The 18,549-nt window shown below is 61.1% G+C and carries 15 protein-coding genes; 8 read left to right on the top strand and 7 right to left on the bottom strand.

All coding sequences use genetic code 11. The annotated features are described in order from the left end of the window. Window positions 1-6: 6 nt before the first annotated feature. On the top strand, window positions 7-1,170 hold the full coding sequence (locus ACR0KJ_RS00715; RefSeq protein WP_170451983.1) for a M20 aminoacylase family protein: 1,164 nt from the start codon (window positions 7-9) through the stop codon (window positions 1,168-1,170). Window positions 1,171-1,239: 69 nt separating this feature from the next. On the opposite strand, the gene ACR0KJ_RS00720 is transcribed toward ACR0KJ_RS00715, so the two are convergent. Together ACR0KJ_RS00720 and moaA are read right to left on the bottom strand one after the other, a co-directional pair. Then, on the bottom strand, window positions 1,240-2,532 hold the full coding sequence (locus ACR0KJ_RS00720) for a 3-deoxy-D-manno-octulosonic acid transferase (protein WP_170451981.1): 1,293 nt from the start codon (window positions 2,530-2,532) through the stop codon (window positions 1,240-1,242). Window position 2,533: 1 nt separating this feature from the next. Further along, a complete protein-coding gene (gene moaA, locus ACR0KJ_RS00725; protein ID WP_480625736.1) occupies window positions 2,534-3,541 on the bottom strand; it encodes a GTP 3',8-cyclase MoaA in 1,008 nt (335 codons plus the stop codon). Between the two features lie 90 nt (window positions 3,542-3,631). On the opposite strand from moaA, the gene ACR0KJ_RS00730 reads away from it, so the two are divergent. Beyond that, window positions 3,632-4,045: a hypothetical protein gene (locus tag ACR0KJ_RS00730; protein ID WP_170451977.1), complete on the top strand. Its 414-nt coding sequence runs from the start codon at window positions 3,632-3,634 to the stop codon at window positions 4,043-4,045. Here ACR0KJ_RS00730 and ACR0KJ_RS00735 read toward each other — a convergent pair. The 4 genes from ACR0KJ_RS00735 to glmU are packed head-to-tail and all read right to left on the bottom strand — an operon-like array spanning window position 4,033 to window position 8,465. Beyond that, window positions 4,033-4,722 carry a DNA alkylation repair protein gene (locus tag ACR0KJ_RS00735; protein ID WP_170451975.1) on the bottom strand — a complete coding sequence of 230 codons (690 nt, stop codon included), beginning with the start codon at window positions 4,720-4,722 and terminating at the stop codon, window positions 4,033-4,035. The genes ACR0KJ_RS00730 and ACR0KJ_RS00735 overlap by 13 nt on opposite strands. After that, window positions 4,719-5,288 (bottom strand): GNAT family N-acetyltransferase, encoded by a 570-nt coding sequence (locus ACR0KJ_RS00740; RefSeq protein ID WP_170451972.1) that lies wholly within the window; start codon window positions 5,286-5,288, stop codon window positions 4,719-4,721. The genes ACR0KJ_RS00735 and ACR0KJ_RS00740 overlap by 4 nt, the downstream gene beginning before the upstream one ends. Then, window positions 5,285-7,108 carry a glutamine--fructose-6-phosphate transaminase (isomerizing) gene (gene glmS / locus ACR0KJ_RS00745; protein WP_170451970.1) on the bottom strand — a complete coding sequence of 608 codons (1,824 nt, stop codon included), beginning with the start codon at window positions 7,106-7,108 and terminating at the stop codon, window positions 5,285-5,287. Before glmS ends, ACR0KJ_RS00740 begins: the two co-directional genes overlap by 4 nt. Before the next feature lie 4 nt (window positions 7,109-7,112). Continuing rightward, on the bottom strand, window positions 7,113-8,465 hold the full coding sequence (gene glmU, locus ACR0KJ_RS00750) for a bifunctional UDP-N-acetylglucosamine diphosphorylase/glucosamine-1-phosphate N-acetyltransferase GlmU (RefSeq protein WP_480625737.1): 1,353 nt from the start codon (window positions 8,463-8,465) through the stop codon (window positions 7,113-7,115). Between the two features lie 134 nt (window positions 8,466-8,599). Between glmU and ACR0KJ_RS00755 the strand changes: the two genes are divergently transcribed. From ACR0KJ_RS00755 to ACR0KJ_RS00765, 3 genes are all read left to right on the top strand, one after another. Further along, a complete protein-coding gene (locus tag ACR0KJ_RS00755) occupies window positions 8,600-9,271 on the top strand; it encodes an HAD-IA family hydrolase (RefSeq protein WP_480625738.1) in 672 nt (223 codons plus the stop codon). Window positions 9,272-9,310: 39 nt separating this feature from the next. Then, window positions 9,311-10,501: a DegT/DnrJ/EryC1/StrS family aminotransferase gene (locus ACR0KJ_RS00760; protein ID WP_480625739.1), complete on the top strand. Its 1,191-nt coding sequence runs from the start codon at window positions 9,311-9,313 to the stop codon at window positions 10,499-10,501. Window positions 10,502-10,671: 170 nt separating this feature from the next. Beyond that, window positions 10,672-11,835, top strand: a complete 1,164-nt coding sequence (locus ACR0KJ_RS00765) for an isovaleryl-CoA dehydrogenase (protein WP_170451963.1) — start codon at window positions 10,672-10,674, stop codon at window positions 11,833-11,835. 44 nt (window positions 11,836-11,879) lie between these two features. On the opposite strand, the gene ACR0KJ_RS00770 is transcribed toward ACR0KJ_RS00765, so the two are convergent. Continuing rightward, window positions 11,880-12,485: an OmpW family outer membrane protein gene (locus tag ACR0KJ_RS00770; protein ID WP_170451961.1), complete on the bottom strand. Its 606-nt coding sequence runs from the start codon at window positions 12,483-12,485 to the stop codon at window positions 11,880-11,882. Between the two features lie 136 nt (window positions 12,486-12,621). Here ACR0KJ_RS00770 and ACR0KJ_RS00775 point away from each other — a divergent pair, with 136 nt between their 5' ends. From ACR0KJ_RS00775 to ACR0KJ_RS00785, 3 genes are all read left to right on the top strand, one after another. Next, window positions 12,622-14,145 carry an AMP-binding protein gene (locus tag ACR0KJ_RS00775; protein WP_480625740.1) on the top strand — a complete coding sequence of 508 codons (1,524 nt, stop codon included), beginning with the start codon at window positions 12,622-12,624 and terminating at the stop codon, window positions 14,143-14,145. Between the two features lie 328 nt (window positions 14,146-14,473). Further along, a complete protein-coding gene (locus tag ACR0KJ_RS00780) occupies window positions 14,474-16,081 on the top strand; it encodes a carboxyl transferase domain-containing protein (RefSeq protein WP_170621363.1) in 1,608 nt (535 codons plus the stop codon). 529 nt (window positions 16,082-16,610) lie between these two features. After that, window positions 16,611-18,542 carry an acetyl/propionyl/methylcrotonyl-CoA carboxylase subunit alpha gene (locus tag ACR0KJ_RS00785; protein WP_480625741.1) on the top strand — a complete coding sequence of 644 codons (1,932 nt, stop codon included), beginning with the start codon at window positions 16,611-16,613 and terminating at the stop codon, window positions 18,540-18,542. Window positions 18,543-18,549 lie beyond the last annotated feature (7 nt).

Here is an 18,549-nt window from a genome sequence, read left to right on the forward strand (position 1 = left end):
GAAAGAATGCCAGTTAAGAACCGCTTTGCCGAATTGCAGAACGAAATCACCGAATGGCGACGCGATCTGCATGAGAACCCCGAGATTTTGTTCGAAACGCATCGCACCAGCGCAGTAGTGGCCGAGAAACTCAAGGAGTTCGGTTGCGACGAGGTCGTCACCGGTATCGGCCGCACTGGCGTTGTCGGCGTGATCAAGGGCAAGTCCGACAGCAACGGCAAGGTCATCGGTCTACGCGCCGACATGGACGCGCTGCCGATCCATGAGGCGACGGGATTGGACTATGCCTCAAAAACGCCCGGCGCGATGCATGCCTGTGGGCATGATGGCCACACGGCGATGTTGCTGGGGGCTGCGAAGTACTTGTCGGAAACGCGCAATTTCGACGGCACCGTTGTCGTAATCTTCCAGCCTGCCGAAGAAGGCGGCGGCGGTGGGCGCGAAATGTGCGAAGACGGCATGATGGATCGCTGGAACATTCAGGAGGTCTACGGGATGCACAACTGGCCCGGTAAGCCGGTTGGCAGTTTCTCGATTCGTCCGGGCTCGTTCTTTGCGGCGACCGATCAGTTCGATATCACCTTTGAAGGGCGCGGTGGTCATGCGGCGAAACCGCAGGAGACGGTGGATACGACTGTCATGACGGCGCAGGCGGTGCTGGCATTGCAGACCATTGCATCGCGCAATGCGGACCCGATTGATCAGGTGGTGGTGTCGGTGACCTCGTTCGAGACGTCATCCAAGGCGTTCAACGTGATCCCGCAGACGGTGCAGATCAAAGGCACTGTGCGCACGATGAGCAAGGAGATGCGCGATCTGGCCGAAAAGCGGATCAACGAGATTTGCAACGGCGTGGCGGCGACGTTCGGCGGCACTGCGGACGTGACGTATATCCGCGGCTACCCGGTCATGGTGAATAGTGACGAGCAGACCGCGTTTGCCGCAGACGTGGCCCGGTCTGTTTCCGGCGACTGCGAGGATGCGCCTTTGGTGATGGGCGGCGAGGATTTTGCGTTCATGCTCGAAGAACGTCCGGGGGCGTATATTCTGGTTGGCAATGGCGACACGGCCATGGTGCACCACCCGGAATATAATTTTAACGACGAGGCCATTCCCGCCGGGTGCAGCTGGTGGGCTGAGATTGTCGAGCAGCGGATGCCGGCGGCCTGATTGAAAGGGTGGGGGCTCTGCCCCCACACCCCCGAGATATTTTTAGCCAGATGAAGAGGGATCCTGCGCCTATTGGGCGAGGGTCAGATGGGTGCAGAGCGTTTCAACGACTGCATCCAGCGCGTCCTTTTGGGTAAAGACGCAGGTTTGGGCTGCCGCGCGCGCGCGGGTCAGGGCGGTGTCATCTGCCAGCCAGGTTTCGACGGCATCGGACAGGTCTTTGGCGGTCTGGACCTCGATTGCGCCTTTGGCCTCGACCAGTGGGGCGAAAGTTTCGGCGAAGTTGAAGTAGCGCGGTCCGGTGATGACTGCGGCCCCGGCCTGGGCGGGTTCGAAGGGGTTGTGGCCCCCGATCTCTTTGAGTGATCCGCCAAGAAAGACTATAGGGCCAATAGCGTACCAAGTTCCGGTTTCGCCGAGCGTGTCGGCGACGTAGACTTGGGTTTGGGCGGTGATCGGCTCGCCAGCGGCGCGGAAGGCGGCGGGTAGGTTGGATTGACGCAGAAGGGTGGCAACGTCGCCTCGGCGCTCGGGGTGACGGGGGATCAGCAGCAGCAGAAGGTTCGGCCAGCGTTCCAGCAAAGCCTTGTGCGCCGCAAGTACCGTTTCCTCTTCGCCGTCATGAGTGGAACTGGCGATCCAGACGGGGCGATCTGCAATTTGCGCGCGTATCTCGTTCAAGGTTGCGCTGTCCACGGGCAGCGGGTCGGACATGGCCTTGAGGTTGGTGCCGGGTTTCACCCGGTCGGCTTGCGCGCCCATGGCAATCAGGTTGTTGGCCGTCTTTTCGTTCTGGGTCAGAAACAGCCGGAATTTATCCAGAAGGAAGCCCGCCGTTTTGGGGCGCTTTTTCCAGCCTTTGACGGACTTCTCGGACAGGCGCGCGTTGAGCAGGGCCAGCGGCACGCCCCGCCGTGCGCTTTCGACGATCAGGCGCGGCCATATTTCGCTTTCGACAAAGATCCCGGCGTCGGGTGTCCAATGGTCCAGGAAGCGTTTAACCGGGCCGGCTGTGTCCAGCGGCGGGTATTGGTGGCGCGCGCGGGCCGGCAGGCGCTTTTCGATCAGAGCGGCAGAGGTCGGGGTGCCCGAGGTTATCAGGAACTCGGCATCGGGCAGGCGTTCGCCCAGCTTCTTTATCAGGCTCAGAACCGACAGGCTTTCACCGACGCTTGCGGCGTGAAACCAGATCAGGCGGCCTTGCGGGCGGGTCAGGCTGGCGTGGCCGAGCCGTTCCTGTTGACGCTGTGGGGGGACGTCAGCGGCCTGCAGTTTGCGGCGCACCGCGCGCCAGACCAGAGGTGCCGCAATCGTCGTCAGGCCGCAATACAGCCGGTACAGCAGCGTTGGGTGGCCGGGCATGTCAGCCGCCCGTGTGGCTCATGTGGCGGCTCATTTGGCCATCGACGGCCTGACGGGAATAGTCGAAATCATGCCCTTTGGGTTTTAGGGTGATTGCGGCGCGGATCGCGTCTTCAAGCTGTGCTCCGCTGTCGGGGTGATCGCGCAGCGGGGCGCGCAGATCGGCCATATCCTCTTGTCCGAGGCACATATACAGCTCACCCGTGCAGGTCAGGCGCACGCGGTTGCAGCTTTCGCAGAAATTGTGGGACAGGGGCGTGATGAAGCCGATCTTCTGGCCTGTTTCCTCCAGCCGGACATAGCGCGCCGGGCCGCCGGTGCGCTCGGCCAGATCGGTGACGGCATAGTGGTTTTCGTATTCCTTGCGCACGTCTTTCAGCGACCAGTACTGATCCAGACGATCCTCGTTGCCGATATCGCCCATTGGCATGACCTCGATCCAGGTCAAGTCCATGTCACGCTCTGCGCACCATTCGGTGATGCGGGGCAGTTCCGGCTCGTTGAAGCCTTTCAGGGCCACCGCGTTGATCTTGACCCGCAACCCGGCCTTTTGCGCCGCGTCGATGCCGTTCAGCACCTGTTTCAGACGCCCCCATCGGGTGACTTTGGCGAATTTGTCATCGTCCAGCGTATCAAGCGAGACATTCACCCGCTGCACACCCGCCGCGTAAAGATCGTCGGCAAAACGGTGAAGCTGTGAGCCATTGGTGGTCAGCGTCAGCTCTTTCAGCGCGCCGCTGTCCAGATGACGGGTCATGGCATTGAAAAACGTCATGATATTGCGCCGCACAAGGGGTTCCCCGCCGGTGATGCGCAGCTTTTCGACGCCCATCTTCACAAAGGTGGAACACATCCGGTCCAGTTCTTCCAGCGTCAGAAGGTCTTTCTTGGGCAGGAAGGTCATGTTCTCGGACATGCAGTACACGCAGCGGAAATCGCAGCGGTCGGTTACCGAGACGCGCAGATAGGTGATGGCACGGGCGAAGGGATCAATCAGCGGAGCAGTCATGCGCTATAGGTAGATGTGGAACCGGTCCACGACAAGAGCGAACTGCGCTTTGGGCTGGAACAGATGGGTGTGGGGCTGTAGGTAAGACGGATGAGGTATTTTCTTGTTTTCCTGTGCGTTCTGGTCACCGGTTGCGATGCGGTTCGGTCAACAACGGATCGCGTTTTTGGCCGGAACGAAGCAGCGCCAGAAGTGGAATCCGAAATTACGGAAGCCACACTCGAGCCTGAGCCGGTTGCCGCCCGCGCCGATTGGGCGGGCCCCAGAACGACCATTGCAGGATTGGGCGATCCGACGACGCCCGGCCGCTGGATGCAAACGCCGCTTGTGGACACCGAGGTAACCGCACGTGTGGTGGTGCCTAGAACCGGTGCGCAGGCTTACATCACCTTGGTGCCGTCGCGCGGGCCGGAAGGCGGCGGGAGCCAGCTGTCATTGGATGCGATGCGGGCATTGCTGGTGCCGCTGGATGCGCTGGTCGAGGTCGAAATCTACGCCAACTGATCTTTCAGGTATTTCCCGGCTTCACGCCGGGCAAAGGGTTTCATGGCATCCCCATGTTGGTCCAGAAAGGCCAGGACGCGCGGGGCGTCGTGTTTGGACAGCTCGCGCAGCCACCAAGCAATGGCTTTCTGGATGAACCAGTCGCGGTCCGGGACATAGGTGGCGGCCCAGCCAAGGATATGATCCCGGCGGGCCAGATCATCCGGTTTCGGGTGGTTCTGCTTGGTCCAGGGCAGGGTGGCAACCAGCGCCGCGCGGCGTGTCCACATATGGTCCGAGGTCGTCCAGCCCTCGACTTGATCCAGACGCGTCGGGTCGGCGGATAGCCGTTTTTGCATCGCCATACAGGCGTGATCGGCAACGGCCCAGGCATCGAAATCCGGCAGCCAGCTTTCCAGCAACGCCCAAACCGCGTCGTCCGGTCGGATGCGCGCCTGCGTCAGCAGTTTGGCAGCGGCCAGACGGGCTTCGTGCACATTGGTCTGCCACAGCGCATCCGCCAAATGGATGCGCCCGGGCACGTCCAGTTCTTGCCTCCACGCTTTGTTGAGGTCGTTCAGAACCGGGTTGGCGACGCCCAGATAGGGGCGGTCCGCCTTGTGGTACGCCGCCATCTGCACGGCCTTTTCTGCGTCGGCATGGGCCTTTATCGCGGCAAGGGCGTCGTCCAGTGTCATCGGTCCAGCTTGTGCAGAAGATGTGCGCGCACCGTAGGCCATTCCGGTGCGGTGATTGAATAGACGGCCGTGTCGCGCAGGGTTCCGTTGGCCATCACCATATTGGCCCGAAGGATGCCATCCAACTGCGCCCCCAGCCGCTCGATAGCCTGCCGGGACTGAGTGTTCAGCCGATGGGTGCGGAATTCGACCGCATGGCAGGACAGACCCTCGAAAGCGTGGCGCAGCAACAGAAATTTGGCTTCGGTGTTCAGCGGCGTGCGCTGAACCGCGCGCCCGATCCAGGTCGAGCCGATTTCGACCCGCCGGTTGACCTCATCAGTGTTCATGTAGGTGGTCATCCCAATAGGGGTGCCGTCTTGTGTCATGACCGTAAAGGGCTGCATATCGTGCAACCCCATGCGGCGGTCGATCTCGGCGTCCATCCCCTCGACCGTGGGGATGGAGGTATACCAAAGCTGCCCCAGATCCGCCGCCGCCGTTTTCAGAGCCTCTGAATGCGCGGGGTCAAGCGGTTCCAATCGGACGTGAGTGCCAACAAGCGTAGCAGGGGCAGGCCAGGTCATTCCACCGTCACCGATTTCGCCAGATTGCGCGGTTGGTCCACATCCGTGCCTTTGGCGACCGCCGTATGATAGGCCAGCAATTGGGCCGGGACCGAATACAGAATCGGGGCGAGGCTGGGGTGGATATGCGGCATGCGGATCGTGCTCCAGACGCCGTCCTCGGCCTCGGCAATGCCGTCGTCATCGGACACAAGGATGACCTTGCCTTTGCGGGCCATCACCTCTTGCATGTTCGAGACCGTCTTGTCGAAAACCGTATCCTTCGGGGCCATCACCACAACCGGCATATGCTTGTCGATCAGCGCGATGGGGCCGTGTTTCAATTCGCCCGAGGCATAGCCTTCGGCGTGGATATAGCTGATTTCTTTCAGCTTCAGCGCACCTTCCATTGCCAGCGGGTACATCAGACCGCGTCCCAGGAACAGCACGTCGCGCGCCTCGGACAGGCGCTGGGCGGATTTGCGAATGGCGCGGTTCTGATCCAGCGCTGCGTTCAGGACCGAGGGCAACCCGCGCAGGGCGGCGGCGTGATCGGCCAGATCCTCATCCGACATCGTGCCCCGGTCGGCTGCGGCTTTGAGGGCCAGCATCAGCAGCACGCTCAGCTGACAGGTGAACGCCTTGGTCGAGGCAACGCCGATCTCGACCCCTGCATGGATGGGCAGCGCCACATCGCTTTCCCGCGCAATCGAGCTTTCGGGGACATTGATGACCGACACAATCTTGTCCGCCTTGCCCTCGCAATAGCGCAGCGCGGCCAGTGTATCGGCGGTCTCGCCCGACTGGCTGACGAACAGCGCCATGGTACGGTCGGTGATGGGTGGTTCGCGATAGCGGAACTCGCTGGCGATATCGACCTCGACCGGCAGTTTCGCCAATTGCTCGAACCAGTATTTCGCGGTCAGGCAGGCATAAAAGGCCGTGCCGCACGCGACCATTGTCAGGCGGTCCAGCTTGGTGAAATCCAGATCGGTATTTGGCAACACGACCCGGTCGCCGCCGGTGGGCAGGTAGGATCGGATCGCCTCGGCCACGACAACGGGCTGTTCGGCGATTTCCTTGGCCATGAAATGCTTGTGCTCGCCCTTATCGGCGCGTGCATGATCCAGCTTGATCTTGCGCATCTCACGATTGGCCAGTTCACCGGCCTCGTTGCGGATTTCCAGCGAGGTGCGGGTCAGGACCGCCCGGTCGCCTTCTTCAAGATAGGTGATCTTGTTGGTCAGCGGCGCCAGCGCAATCGCGTCCGAGCCAACATACATCTCACCATCTCCGTGACCAATCGCCAGCGGCGAGCCCTTGCGCGCAGCCACGATTAGGTCATCCTGACCGTCGAACAGAAAGGCCAGCGCAAACGCGCCCTGCAACTGGTCGATGGTTTTGAACGCGGCCTCAACGGGCGACAGGCCCGAATTCAGCAGATGTTCAGCCATCAGTGCGACGGTTTCGGTGTCGGTTTCGGTCTCGAACCCGATCCCGTGCTCGGCCAGTTCGGCGCGCAGTTCACGGTAGTTTTCGACGATCCCGTTGTGGACCACGGCAACCGGCCCGGCCTTGTGCGGGTGGGCATTGTTGACCGAAGGCGCGCCATGGGTGGCCCAGCGGGTGTGCCCGATGCCGGATTTTCCGGGCAAAGGGTCATGCACCAGCAGATCGCTTAGGTTGACCAGCTTGCCCACCGCCCGCCTGCGGCCCAAAGCTCCGTCATTGACGGTTGCAATACCGGCGCTGTCATAGCCGCGATATTCCAGCCGTTTCAGGGCCTCAACCAGAATGGGGGCGGCTTCATGCTGTCCCAGAACACCAACAATTCCACACATAAAATCAGGCCTCTTTATCGCGGCGAGCCTTTTTCGCCTTTAACATATCAAACAATTTGCGCGCGTAGCCGGGTTTGTTTTCCTGCTTGGCACGGGCCACGGCCAGCGCGTCGGCTTCGACGTCCTTAGTCACAACCGTACCTGTCGCCGTCATTGCGCCATCGCCCAGCGTCACCGGGGCCACCAGCATCGTGTTCGAACCGATGAACACGTTTTCACCAATCGTGGTCTTGTGCTTCATCACGCCGTCATAGTTGCAGGTGATCGTACCCGCCCCGATATTTGTTGCCGCCCCAACCGAGGCATCACCGATATAGCTGAGGTGATTGACCTTCGCGCCCTCGGCGATCTCGGCGTTTTTGATCTCGACAAAATTGCCGATCCGCGCGTTTTCGGCCAGTTCCGCCCCGGGGCGCAAGCGGGCATAGGGGCCGACAATTGCACCCCGGCTGACATGGCAGCCTTCAAGATGCGAAAACGCCCGGATCGTTGCGCCGCTTTCCACGGTTACGCTGGGGCCAAAGACCACGTTGGGTTCGATCACCGTATCCCGCCCGATCACCGTATCGGCAGCAAGGTAGACCGTTTCCGGGGCCATCAGGGTCACGCCCAAATCCAGCAGTTCGGCACGCGCTTGTGCCTGAAACACGGCATCTGCAGCGGCGAGGTCGGCGCGAGAGTTCACGCCCAGCGTCTGTGCCTCATCACAGGCAACCGCCGTTACTGTCAGGTCTCGGCTGCGGGCGATTTCGACCACATCCGTCAGATAGTACTCACCCGAGGCATTGTCGTTGCCCACCGCATCGATCAACGACATCAGCGTCTGCGCGTTGCACGCCAAAAGGCCCGAGTTGCAGAAGCTTATTGCGCGTTCTTCATCCGATGCGTCCTTGAATTCGACAATCCGCCCCAGCGTGTCACCGTTCATGACCAAACGGCCATAACGCGCCGGATCGGCCGCTTCGAACCCAAGGATCACCAAATCGTTCTTGGCCCGCGCTTCGATCATCCGCTCCAGCGTGTCGGGCTGCAAAAACGGTGTGTCCCCATACAGGACCACGACATTCCCCTCGAACCCCTGCAGCGCCTCACGCGCTTGCGCAACCGCATGGGCGGTGCCCAGTTGTTCCTCCTGCACCGCGATCTGGGCGGTCTCGTCCTCGGCCTGCGCCACCTTGGCGACGGCCTCGGCCCCGTGGCCTGTGACGATCACGGTGCGCTCGGGCGACAAGACCGATCCGGCGCGCATGGCGTGGATCAGCATCGGAACCTGAGCGATTGGGTGCAGGACTTTGGGGATGTCCGAATTCATCCTGGTGCCTTTCCCGGCGGCAAGGATGACAAGGGCAGTGGTCATGAAATCGTTTTCTCTTTGTGTTTTGTTGCCGTCCGTTTTATCCGCTGAGGGCAAAGGCGCAAGCCGTTCGGCCATCAAACTAGATTGCCGTTTGCAACACGACATGGCGGAAACCTGCCGAGCAAGGAGGCGCGATGCGCACGGTCATCTTCGATCTGGACGGGACTTTGGCGGATACGTCGGGCGATTTGCTGGCCGCCGCGAACCACTGTTTTCGCAAGATGGGACATGGGGATGTGCTGGTTCACGGGCAGGATGCGGGTATCGCCGTGCGTGGCGGTCGGATGATGTTGACCCACGGTCTGAAACGGGTCGGGGCCTTTGATGAGGGCACAGTAGACGCCTACTATCCCGTGCTGCTTGAGGCCTATGCCAAAGACATCGACACCCATACACATTTCTATCCCGGCGCGTTGGACGCGGTCGAGGCGTTGAAAACCGCAGGTTATGGCGTTGGGATCTGCACCAACAAACCGGAACGGCTGGCGGATCAATTGCTGAGCCAGATGGGCGTGCGGGATCAGTTTGCCTCATTAGTTGGTGCGGATACCTTGTCGGTGCGCAAACCAGACCCTGAACCCTTACGCGAAGCCGCGCGGCGCGCTGGCGGGCATCCCGATCTGTGCGTTCTGATCGGAGATTCGGATACCGACCGCAATACCGCAAAGGCCGCCGGAGTACCCTCGGTTCTGGTTACGTTCGGCCCGTCGGGCGACGATATGGCGGCTTTGGAGCCCGACGCTCTGCTGCATCATTTCGACGATCTGCCCGAGGTGGTGACCGGATTGATCGGTGCGGCGGCATGATCTCTTGACCCCAGCAGAATGCAGCCCCAGAACTGAGATATGACAGAGATATTCACAGGCAGCTTCACCCAGCAGGAACCGATCCCGGACGCGGCGATCGACGCGGCGATGGCCGTCCTGCGCCATGGGCGCTTGCATCGTTACAATGTCGCGCCCGGTGAATTGGGCGAGACCGCGTTGCTGGAACAGGAATTTGCCGCTCAGATGGGGGCCAAATACTGCCTCGCCGTGTCGTCCGGTGGCTATGCGCTGGCCACCGCGTTGCGTGCCGTGGGTGTGCAGCCCGGCGATCCGGTGCTGACAAACGCGTTCACACTGGCTCCGGTGCCGGGATCGATTGCCTCGGTTGGGGCCAAGCCTGTGTTTGTCGGGGTGACAGAAGACCTGACCATCGATCTGGACGATCTTGAGGCCAAGCTGGATCAGGCACGCGTTTTGATGCTGAGCCATATGCGCGGTCATCTGTGCGACATGGACCGGCTGATGCAGATTTGCGACGCGGCCGGTGTAACCGTGATCGAAGATTGCGCCCATACGATGGGGGCCGCCTGGCGCGGGCAATTGTCGGGTCGTCAGGGCGCGGTCGGGTGTTATTCGTGCCAGACCTACAAGCACGTCAATTCAGGTGAGGGCGGTTTGCTGATCACCGATGATGAAGAACTGGCGGCCAAGGCCACGATGCTGTCGGGGTCCTATATGCTGTATGAGCGCCATCTGGCCGCACCGGGGCCTGAGGTGTTCGAGCGGATCAAGTACACCACCCCCAATGTCTCGGGTCGCATGGACAATCTGCGCGCGGCCATTCTGCGCCCGCAGTTGCGGGATCTGGACCGGCAGGTTGAGCGTTGGAACGAACGATACCGTGCCGTCGAGGCCGGTCTGCGTGGCACGCCGGGGCTGACCGTGGTCGAGCGCCCGAAGGCCGAGACCTATGTGGGCTCGTCGATTCAGTTTCTTCTGTTGGACTGGTTGCCCGAACGTATCGCAGAGGTGATCAGCCGCTGCGCCGCGCGCGGGGTCGAGTTGAAGTGGTTTGGCGGGGCCGAGCCAACCGGTTTTACCTCGCGCTATGACAGTTGGCGCTATGTGGACAGCGAGCGGATGCCAAAATCGGACCGCGTGCTGGCGGGTGTGATGGACATGCGGGTTCCACTGACCTTTTCGTTGGAGGATTGTCAGTTGATCGCGCGCATCATTCGGGCCGAGGTCGGGGCCGTCTACCAATCGTGATCCAGCGGAGTGCGCCTGCGGCGCACGCTTGATGTTTGCAAAACGCCGCCCCGCATGGGCGGCGTTTGTGCGTTTTGGGGCCGATATCCTTACGGTGATTGACCGGTTGCAGATTCGCTGCTATCCAGTTATTGAACGCTTGTTCATTAATTCTCGGGAGGAGCCCGCCAATGTTCATGGCGACTATGAAATTCGATCTTGGCGAAGACGTGAACGCGCTGCGTGAAATGGTGCATCGCTGGGCGCAGGAACGGGTCAAGCCGATGGCCGCTGATATTGACGCGTCCAACGAATTTCCCAACGAGCTATGGGCTGAAATGGGTGAGCTTGGCCTGCTGGGCGTCACTGTGCCCGAGGAATATGGCGGTGCCGGAATGTCCTATCTAGCCCATACGATTGCTGTGGAAGAAGTGGCGCGGGCATCAGCCTCGGTTTCGCTGTCCTATGGCGCGCATTCAAACCTGTGCGTCAATCAGATCAAGCTGAACGGCAATGAAGAACAAAAGCGGAAATACCTGCCGCGCCTGATCTCGGGCCAGCATGTGGGGGCGTTGGCGATGTCCGAACCCTCGGCCGGGTCGGATGTGGTTTCGATGAAGCTACGGGCGGAAAAGCGCAACGACCATTACCGTCTGAACGGCAACAAATACTGGATCACCAACGGGCCGGATGCGGACACTCTGGTCGTTTATGCCAAGACCGACCCGGATGCCGGATCCAAGGGCATCACCGCGTTTCTGATCGAAAAAGAGATGAAGGGTTTCTCGACCTCGCCCCATTTCGACAAGCTGGGGATGCGCGGGTCGAACACGGCGGAACTGATCTTTGAAGATGTCGAGGTGCCGTTCGAAAACGTTCTGGGCGAAGAAGGCAACGGCGTTGCGGTTCTGATGTCGGGTCTCGACTATGAACGTGTCGTGTTGGCCGGGATCGGAACCGGCATCATGGCGGCCTGTCTGGATGAAATCATGCCCTATTTGTCCGAGCGCAAGCAGTTCGGCAAACCGATTGGCAGCTTCCAACTGATGCAGGGCAAGATCGCCGATATGTATACGGCGATGAACTCGGCCCGTGCCTATGTCTACGAGGTGGCCAAGGCCTGTGATCGTGGGGATGTGACCCGTCAGGATGCGGCTGCGTGCTGCTTGTATGCGTCCGAAGCGGCGATGACCCAGGCGCATCAGGCGGTTCAGGCGATGGGCGGGGCGGGGTTCCTGTCGGACGCGCCGGTCAGCCGGATTTTCCGCGACGCCAAGCTGATGGAGATCGGCGCCGGCACCAGCGAGATTCGCCGGATGCTGATTGGCCGCGAGTTGATGAGCGAGATGCAGTGAACAGAATGCCTCGCCGGTTCCGGACCGGCGAGGCGTTTGCGGGATCAGAACTGATGGACGTAGGACACACCGACCAGCCATGGATCGATTTCGGCGGTACCAATGTCGGCACCGTCCAGTGTCACGTCCGAGTCGATGTCGAACCAGCGCACGTTCAGCCGGACGGCACCTTTTTCGGTGACCATATAGTCCAACCCGGCCTGCAGCGAGACACCGAACGAGTTATCGACCTTGAGCTCGCCCAGATCGGACTGCTCGTCAAAGAAGATGGTATAGTTCAGACCAGCACCGACATAGGGTTTCCAGGCGCTGTTGGTCGGGAAGTGATAGTTCAGCGACAGGGTGGGGGGCAGGTGCTTGACGCTGCCCGCGTCGACACTGCCGCCAAGGGTGATGTCGTGGCTGAACGGCGTTGCGGCCAGCAGCTCGATCCCCAGATTGTCGCGAATGAAATACTCGGCGGTGAAGATCGGTCGGGTGTCGGCATCGATCTCGGCGTCAGAGTTTGCGATCGTTCCGTTGTCGGATTTCGGGTCCAGGTATCCGACACCGACACCAAGGGTCCAGTCGCCTTGCGATTGAGCAAACGCGGGCACGGCCAGTCCGGCCAATGCGGTAGAAAGGGTCAAAGCGACGAGCGTTTTGGTCATAATCTTGCCTTTGGTTTTGTTGACGCCCCGGATGTGGCAGGCTGGGCCGGGTCACACTCTGATCTGCATCAAGTTTCGGTGTGGGGGTGGATCAGAGCGGAAGCCGAAAACACCAATGAAACAAGAGGTTATCGCTATGATTGACCCTGCGCGCATACCGGGTTTGCGCCCTGGGGATAGCTGGGACCTGCCGGACCGGTTGAACATGGCGAAACAATGCCTCGACCATCCTGCTGAGAAGGTGGCCCTGATCGACCTGACCGGCGCATCTGAACAGCGCGTCACCTATGGGCAATTGCGACAGATGACGGACGGGCTGGCCCGCGCCCTGCTGCCCAAAGTGCAGGCCGGGGATCGGGTGGGCGTCTTGCTGAGCCAGTCGCCCTGGTGTGCCGCTGCGCATCTGGCGATCTGGAAGATCGGGGCGATCTCGGTGCCTTTGTTCAACCTGTTCAAACAGGATGCGCTGCGGTCTCGGGTTGGGGATGCAGGCGCGCGGCTCGTCCTGACGGATGCCGAGGGCGCGGAACTCTTGGGCGACCTTGCTGAGCCTTTGATCGCGTCCGAGATCGGTCAGCCGGGCGGGCCGGTGCCGTTTGCGGAAACCGCGCCAAATGATCCGGCGGTACTGATCTACACATCCGGCACAACCGGCAGCCCCAAGGGCGCGCTGCATGGGCATCGGGTTCTGACTGGCCATATGCCGGGCGTGTCGATCAGCCATAACCATCTGCGCGACGGTGACTGCCTGTGGACCCCTGCCGACTGGGCCTGGATCGGCGGTTTGTTCGATGTGCTGATGCCCGGGCTTGCCTTGGGAATTCCGGTGGTCGCAGCGCGGCTTGAGAAATTCACGCCCGAAGCCTGCGCCGATATCATCGCGCGTGGGGGCGTGAAGAACGTGTTTTTCCCGCCCACGGCGCTGCGGATGCTCAAGGCGGCGGATCAATCGATCCCCGTCCTGCGCTCGGTCGCCTCGGGGGGTGAGCCTCTGGGGGCCGAGATGCTGGCCTGGGGGCAACAGGCGTTTGGCCTGACGATCAACGAATTCTACGGCCAGACCGAATGCAACATGGTCGTGTCCTCCTGCGCCGAGGACTTCCCGGTGCAGCCCGGCTGCATCGGCAAGCCTGTGCCGGGGCATGACGTGGCGGTGATCGACGATGGTGGCAAGCCGACCACCGAAGAAGGCGACGTCGCCATCCGGCGTGGCTCAGCCTCGATGCTGCTGGAATACTGGAACCGACCCGACGCGACGGCTGAGAAGTTCCGGGGCGATTGGCTGATCACCGGCGATCGCGGCGTGTGGGAGGGCGACTATCTGCGCTTTGTCGGTCGTGATGACGATGTGATTACGTCTGCCGGCTACCGCATCGGCCCGGCTGAGATCGAGGATTGCCTGCTGACCCACCCGGCGGTGGCGACGGTGGGTGTGGTCGGCAAGCCCGACCCGCTGCGGACCGAGATCGTGAAGGCCTATGTGGTGCTGAAACCGGGGGCTGAGGCGTCGGGCGTGGAATTGCAGGAGTGGGTCAAAGACCGTCTGGCGCATTATTCGTACCCGCGCGAAGTGGCGTTTCTGGACGAGTTGCCGATGACGGTGACCGGGAAGGTTATTCGGAAGGAATTGAAGGCGCTAGCTGCGGGGGAGATAGATTGAGCATGATCATTTCGACAAATAGCCTGTGCTGTCCAAAATGCGGAACAGAACAATCGAGAGCGTCTCTTTGGCCTACTTTCGATTTTGGGCTGGGTGTCCAAACAGTTCAACCGTATTCAGGCTGTGCCAATTGCGGTGCGAAACTGCGGGCAACGCTGGCGAATGGGAAGCCGAAGCGCCACTACATATCTCTCCTTTTCTTGTGCCCGATTGCAGTGATCGTTCTTGCGTTGGTTGGTATCGACTTTGCGTATTTAGTTTTAGTGACGATGCCAATCTTTATCGCAATTTCCTGCTACCTAACTAGAGCTTGGAGCGTCGTTGAAGTATGAAACTCACATCCAAAGCCATGCCCGCCTCTGAGGGCTTCAAGGCAAACCGCGCAGCGCATCTCGATGCACTGGCGCAAATCTCTGCCGCTGCCGAAGCGGCCCGTATGGGCGGGGGCGAGAAATCCCGCGCGCGGCATGAATCTCGGGGCAAGATGTTGCCTCGGCGCAGGGTGGCGAACCTGCTCGATCCGGGGTCTCCGTTTCTGGAAATCGGCGCGACGGCGGCGCATGGGATGTATGGCGATGCGGCCCCGGCGGCAGGGGTGATCGCGGGCATTGGCCGGGTGCAGGGGCGCGAGGTCATGGTGGTCTGCAACGACGCCACCGTGAAGGGCGGCACTTATTACCCGCTGTCGGTCAAGAAACACCTGCGCGCGCAGGAGATTGCCGAGGAAAACCATCTGCCCTGTATCTATCTGGTCGACAGCGGTGGTGCGAACCTGCCCAATCAGGATGAGGTCTTCCCCGACCGCGACCATTTTGGCCGAATCTTCTATAATCAGGCGCGGATGAGCGCGAAGGGTATCCCTCAGATCGCCGTGGTGATGGGGTCTTGTACGGCGGGCGGGGCTTATGTGCCTGCGATGTCGGATGTGACGATCATCGTGCGGGATCAGGGCACGATCTTTCTGGCCGGGCCGCCTCTGGTCAAGGCCGCGACCGGAGAGGTTGTCAGCGCCGAGGATCTGGGCGGCGGCGATGTGCACACGCGCCTGTCCGGCGTCGCGGATTATCTGGCCGAGGATGATGCCCACGCGCTGGCCTTGGCGCGGCGGGCCGTTGGGTCGTTGGGCGGTGCCGGGCTGAAGCCCGGCCTACAGCTTGAGGCATCCGAGGAACCGGCTTATGACCCCGAGGAAATTCTGGGCGTCGTGCCTGCTGATCTGCGCACGCCTTATGACATCCGCGAGGTGATTGCGCGGCTGGTCGATGGCTCTCGGTTCGATGAGTTCAAGCCGCGTTTTGGTGAGACGCTGGTGACGGGGTTTGCGCATGTGAAAGGCTGCCCGGTCGGGATCATCGCCAATAACGGCGTGCTGTTTTCCGAGGCCGCGCAGAAGGGCGCGCATTTTGTCGAACTGTGTTCGCAGCGCAAAACGCCTTTGGTGTTCTTGCAGAACATCACCGGGTTCATGGTCGGTCGGAAATACGAAAACGAGGGCATAGCCCGGCACGGGGCCAAGATGGTGACAGCCGTGGCGACGACCAATGTGCCCAAGATCACCATGCTGGTGGGCGGATCGTTTGGGGCCGGGAATTACGGCATGTCAGGGCGGGCCTATCAGCCGCGGTTCCTGTGGACCTGGCCGAACTCGCGCATTTCCGTGATGGGCGGCGAGCAGGCGGCGGGCGTATTGGCCACCGTCAAACGCGACGGGATCGAGCGGCAGGGCGGCACATGGTCGGCCGAGGAAGAAGCCGAATTCAAACGCCCGACGCTGGAGATGTTTGAGGAGCAATCGCACCCGCTCTATGCCTCCGCCCGGCTGTGGGACGACGGCATCATCGACCCGCGCAAAAGCCGCGACGTGCTGGCCTTGTCGCTGAGCGCGGCGCTGAACGCGCCGATTGAGGAGACACGTTTTGGCGTGTTCCGGATGTGAGGGCTAGGATGCCAAGGGCGAGTTTCATTGCTTTCTTGGTGATTTGTTGGAACCACGGCGTGCTCGCGGATCAGTGGTGGCCGGCACTGGGTTGGAATTGCGATGAGAAGGCTCGGCACTTCGCTGCATATCCAATTTATTTTGACGCTAACAATCAGATGCCTGCCACAAGAGATGGTTTCTATGTTCCGATGGCAAAGGGTTGGGATAGTCCGAAGGAAGAAGTCCCGGTGCTAACGTGCGAACTTGGAAAGGCACAGAAAATTGAAGTAATACGTGTCAGCCTAAAAGTGCCTTCTCCCAGAGGGGTGTGCGGAGCCGGGGCTTACTCCGATTACAGCTTGCGATACAACGGTATTGAACGCGCGCAGTTCGCGATTGGTTGCTCCGCAAGCACTTTTGTTAGCATCAGCGAAAACTACGGGCAGATCTGTAACACGGCGCAGCCCAACGACCCATGTCGACCTCTAAATGAGGGCACGATTCCAATACTGAATGCCTTTGGGCATTTCAGCGAGAGGCCACAGTAATGTTCAATAAAATCCTGATTGCCAACCGGGGTGAGATTGCCTGTCGGGTGATGGAAACCGCTCAGAAGATGGGTGTGTCCTGCGTTGCGGTGTATTCCGATGCGGATGCGTCGGCCAAGCATGTGCAGATGTCGGATGAGGCAGTGCATATCGGCGCTGCGGCCCCGGCTGAGAGTTATCTGAAGGGCGACGTGATCATTCAGGCTGCGCTCGATACCGGTGCGCAGGCGATCCATCCGGGCTATGGGTTTCTGTCCGAGAATCCCGATTTCGTGGATGCGGTTCAGGCTGCGGGTCTGACCTTTATCGGCCCCTCGGCGGATGCGATCCGCAAGATGGGCCTCAAGGACGCGGCCAAGGTGCTGATGGAGCAGGCGGGTGTGCCCGTGGTGCCCGGTTATCACGGCGACAATCAGGACCCCGAACATCTGGCGGGGGCTGCTGACACCATCGGCTATCCGGTTCTGATCAAGGCCGTTGCGGGCGGTGGCGGGAAGGGGATGCGCCTTGTTGAACGGCCTCAGGATTTCGCAACCGCGCTCGACAGCGCGCGTGGTGAGGCAAAGACCGCCTTTGGCAATGATGCCGTGCTGGTCGAGAAATTCGTCGCCAAGCCGCGCCATATCGAGGTGCAGGTCTTCGGCGATGGCACCCATGCGGTGCATCTGTTCGAACGCGATTGTTCGTTGCAGCGGCGGCATCAGAAGGTGATCGAAGAAGCTCCGGCCCCCGGCATGACCGCTGAAATGCGCGAGGCGATGGGGCAGGCCGGTGTACGCGCGGCCGAGGCGATTGGCTACAAGGGCGCGGGGACGGTTGAGTTCATCGTCGATGCCTCGGACGGGCTGCGACCGGATCGGTTCTGGTTCATGGAGATGAACACGCGCCTGCAGGTGGAACATCCCGTTACCGAAGCCATCACTGGTGTTGATCTGGTGGAATGGCAGCTGCGCGTCGCGGCGGGTGAGAACCTGCCGAAACGGCAGTCGGACCTGTCGATCACCGGTCATGCGTTCGAGGCCCGACTTTATGCCGAGGATGTGCCAAAGGGCTTTCTGCCCGCGACCGGCACGCTGACCCATCTGCATTTCCCGCAGGATTGCAGGGCCGACAGTGGCGTGCGTACAGGGGATACGATCAGCCCTTGGTATGATCCGATGATCGCGAAGGTGATCGTGCACGGCCCGACCCGCGCTGTTGCGCTGGAAACGCTGCATCGGGCCTTACGCGGGACCGAGGTTGGGGGCACGGTCACAAACCTGTCCTTTCTGGGCGCATTGACCCGCCATGCGGGCTTTGCCTCGGGCGATGTGGATACAGGGCTTATCGGGCGCGACATTGATACGCTGGTGCAGGAGGGTGAGCCAAAGCCGGAAACGCTGGTTGCAGCAGCGATGCATGCGTTTGGGTTGCTGGAGGCATCAGATTCTACGGGGTTCACTTTGTGGGCTCCGCTGCATCGTGCGACGCAGTTGAAACGCAATGGCGAAATCGTCGACCTTGATGTGCAGGTCGAGGGACCGGACACGCAAATCTGGCAGGTCGGGGATCGCACAGTCACGGCGACCCGGCGCAATGGGCGCTGGCTGATTGACGGGGCGAGGATGCCCAATGTCTCGGTCGCAGGGTCCCGGATCACCGTGTTCGAGGACTACGGCCAGGTGTTTGATATCGTTGACCCTCTGGACCGCGACACCAGCGCGGCGGGCGACACCAATGTCATCGAAGCGCCCATGCCGGGGCTGGTCAAAGCGGTGTTCGCGACGGCAGGCCAATCGGTCAAGGAAGGCGACCGCCTTGCCATTCTCGAAGCCATGAAGATGGAGCATTCCCTGCTGGCCGCGCGTGACGGAGTGGTGGCCGAGGTGCTGGCCGAAGACGGTGCGCAGGTCGAGGCCGGGGCGGCTCTGGTCCGGTTGGAGGACGCTTAAGCTGTTC

Source organism: Ruegeria sp. AD6, from assembly GCF_056542325.1.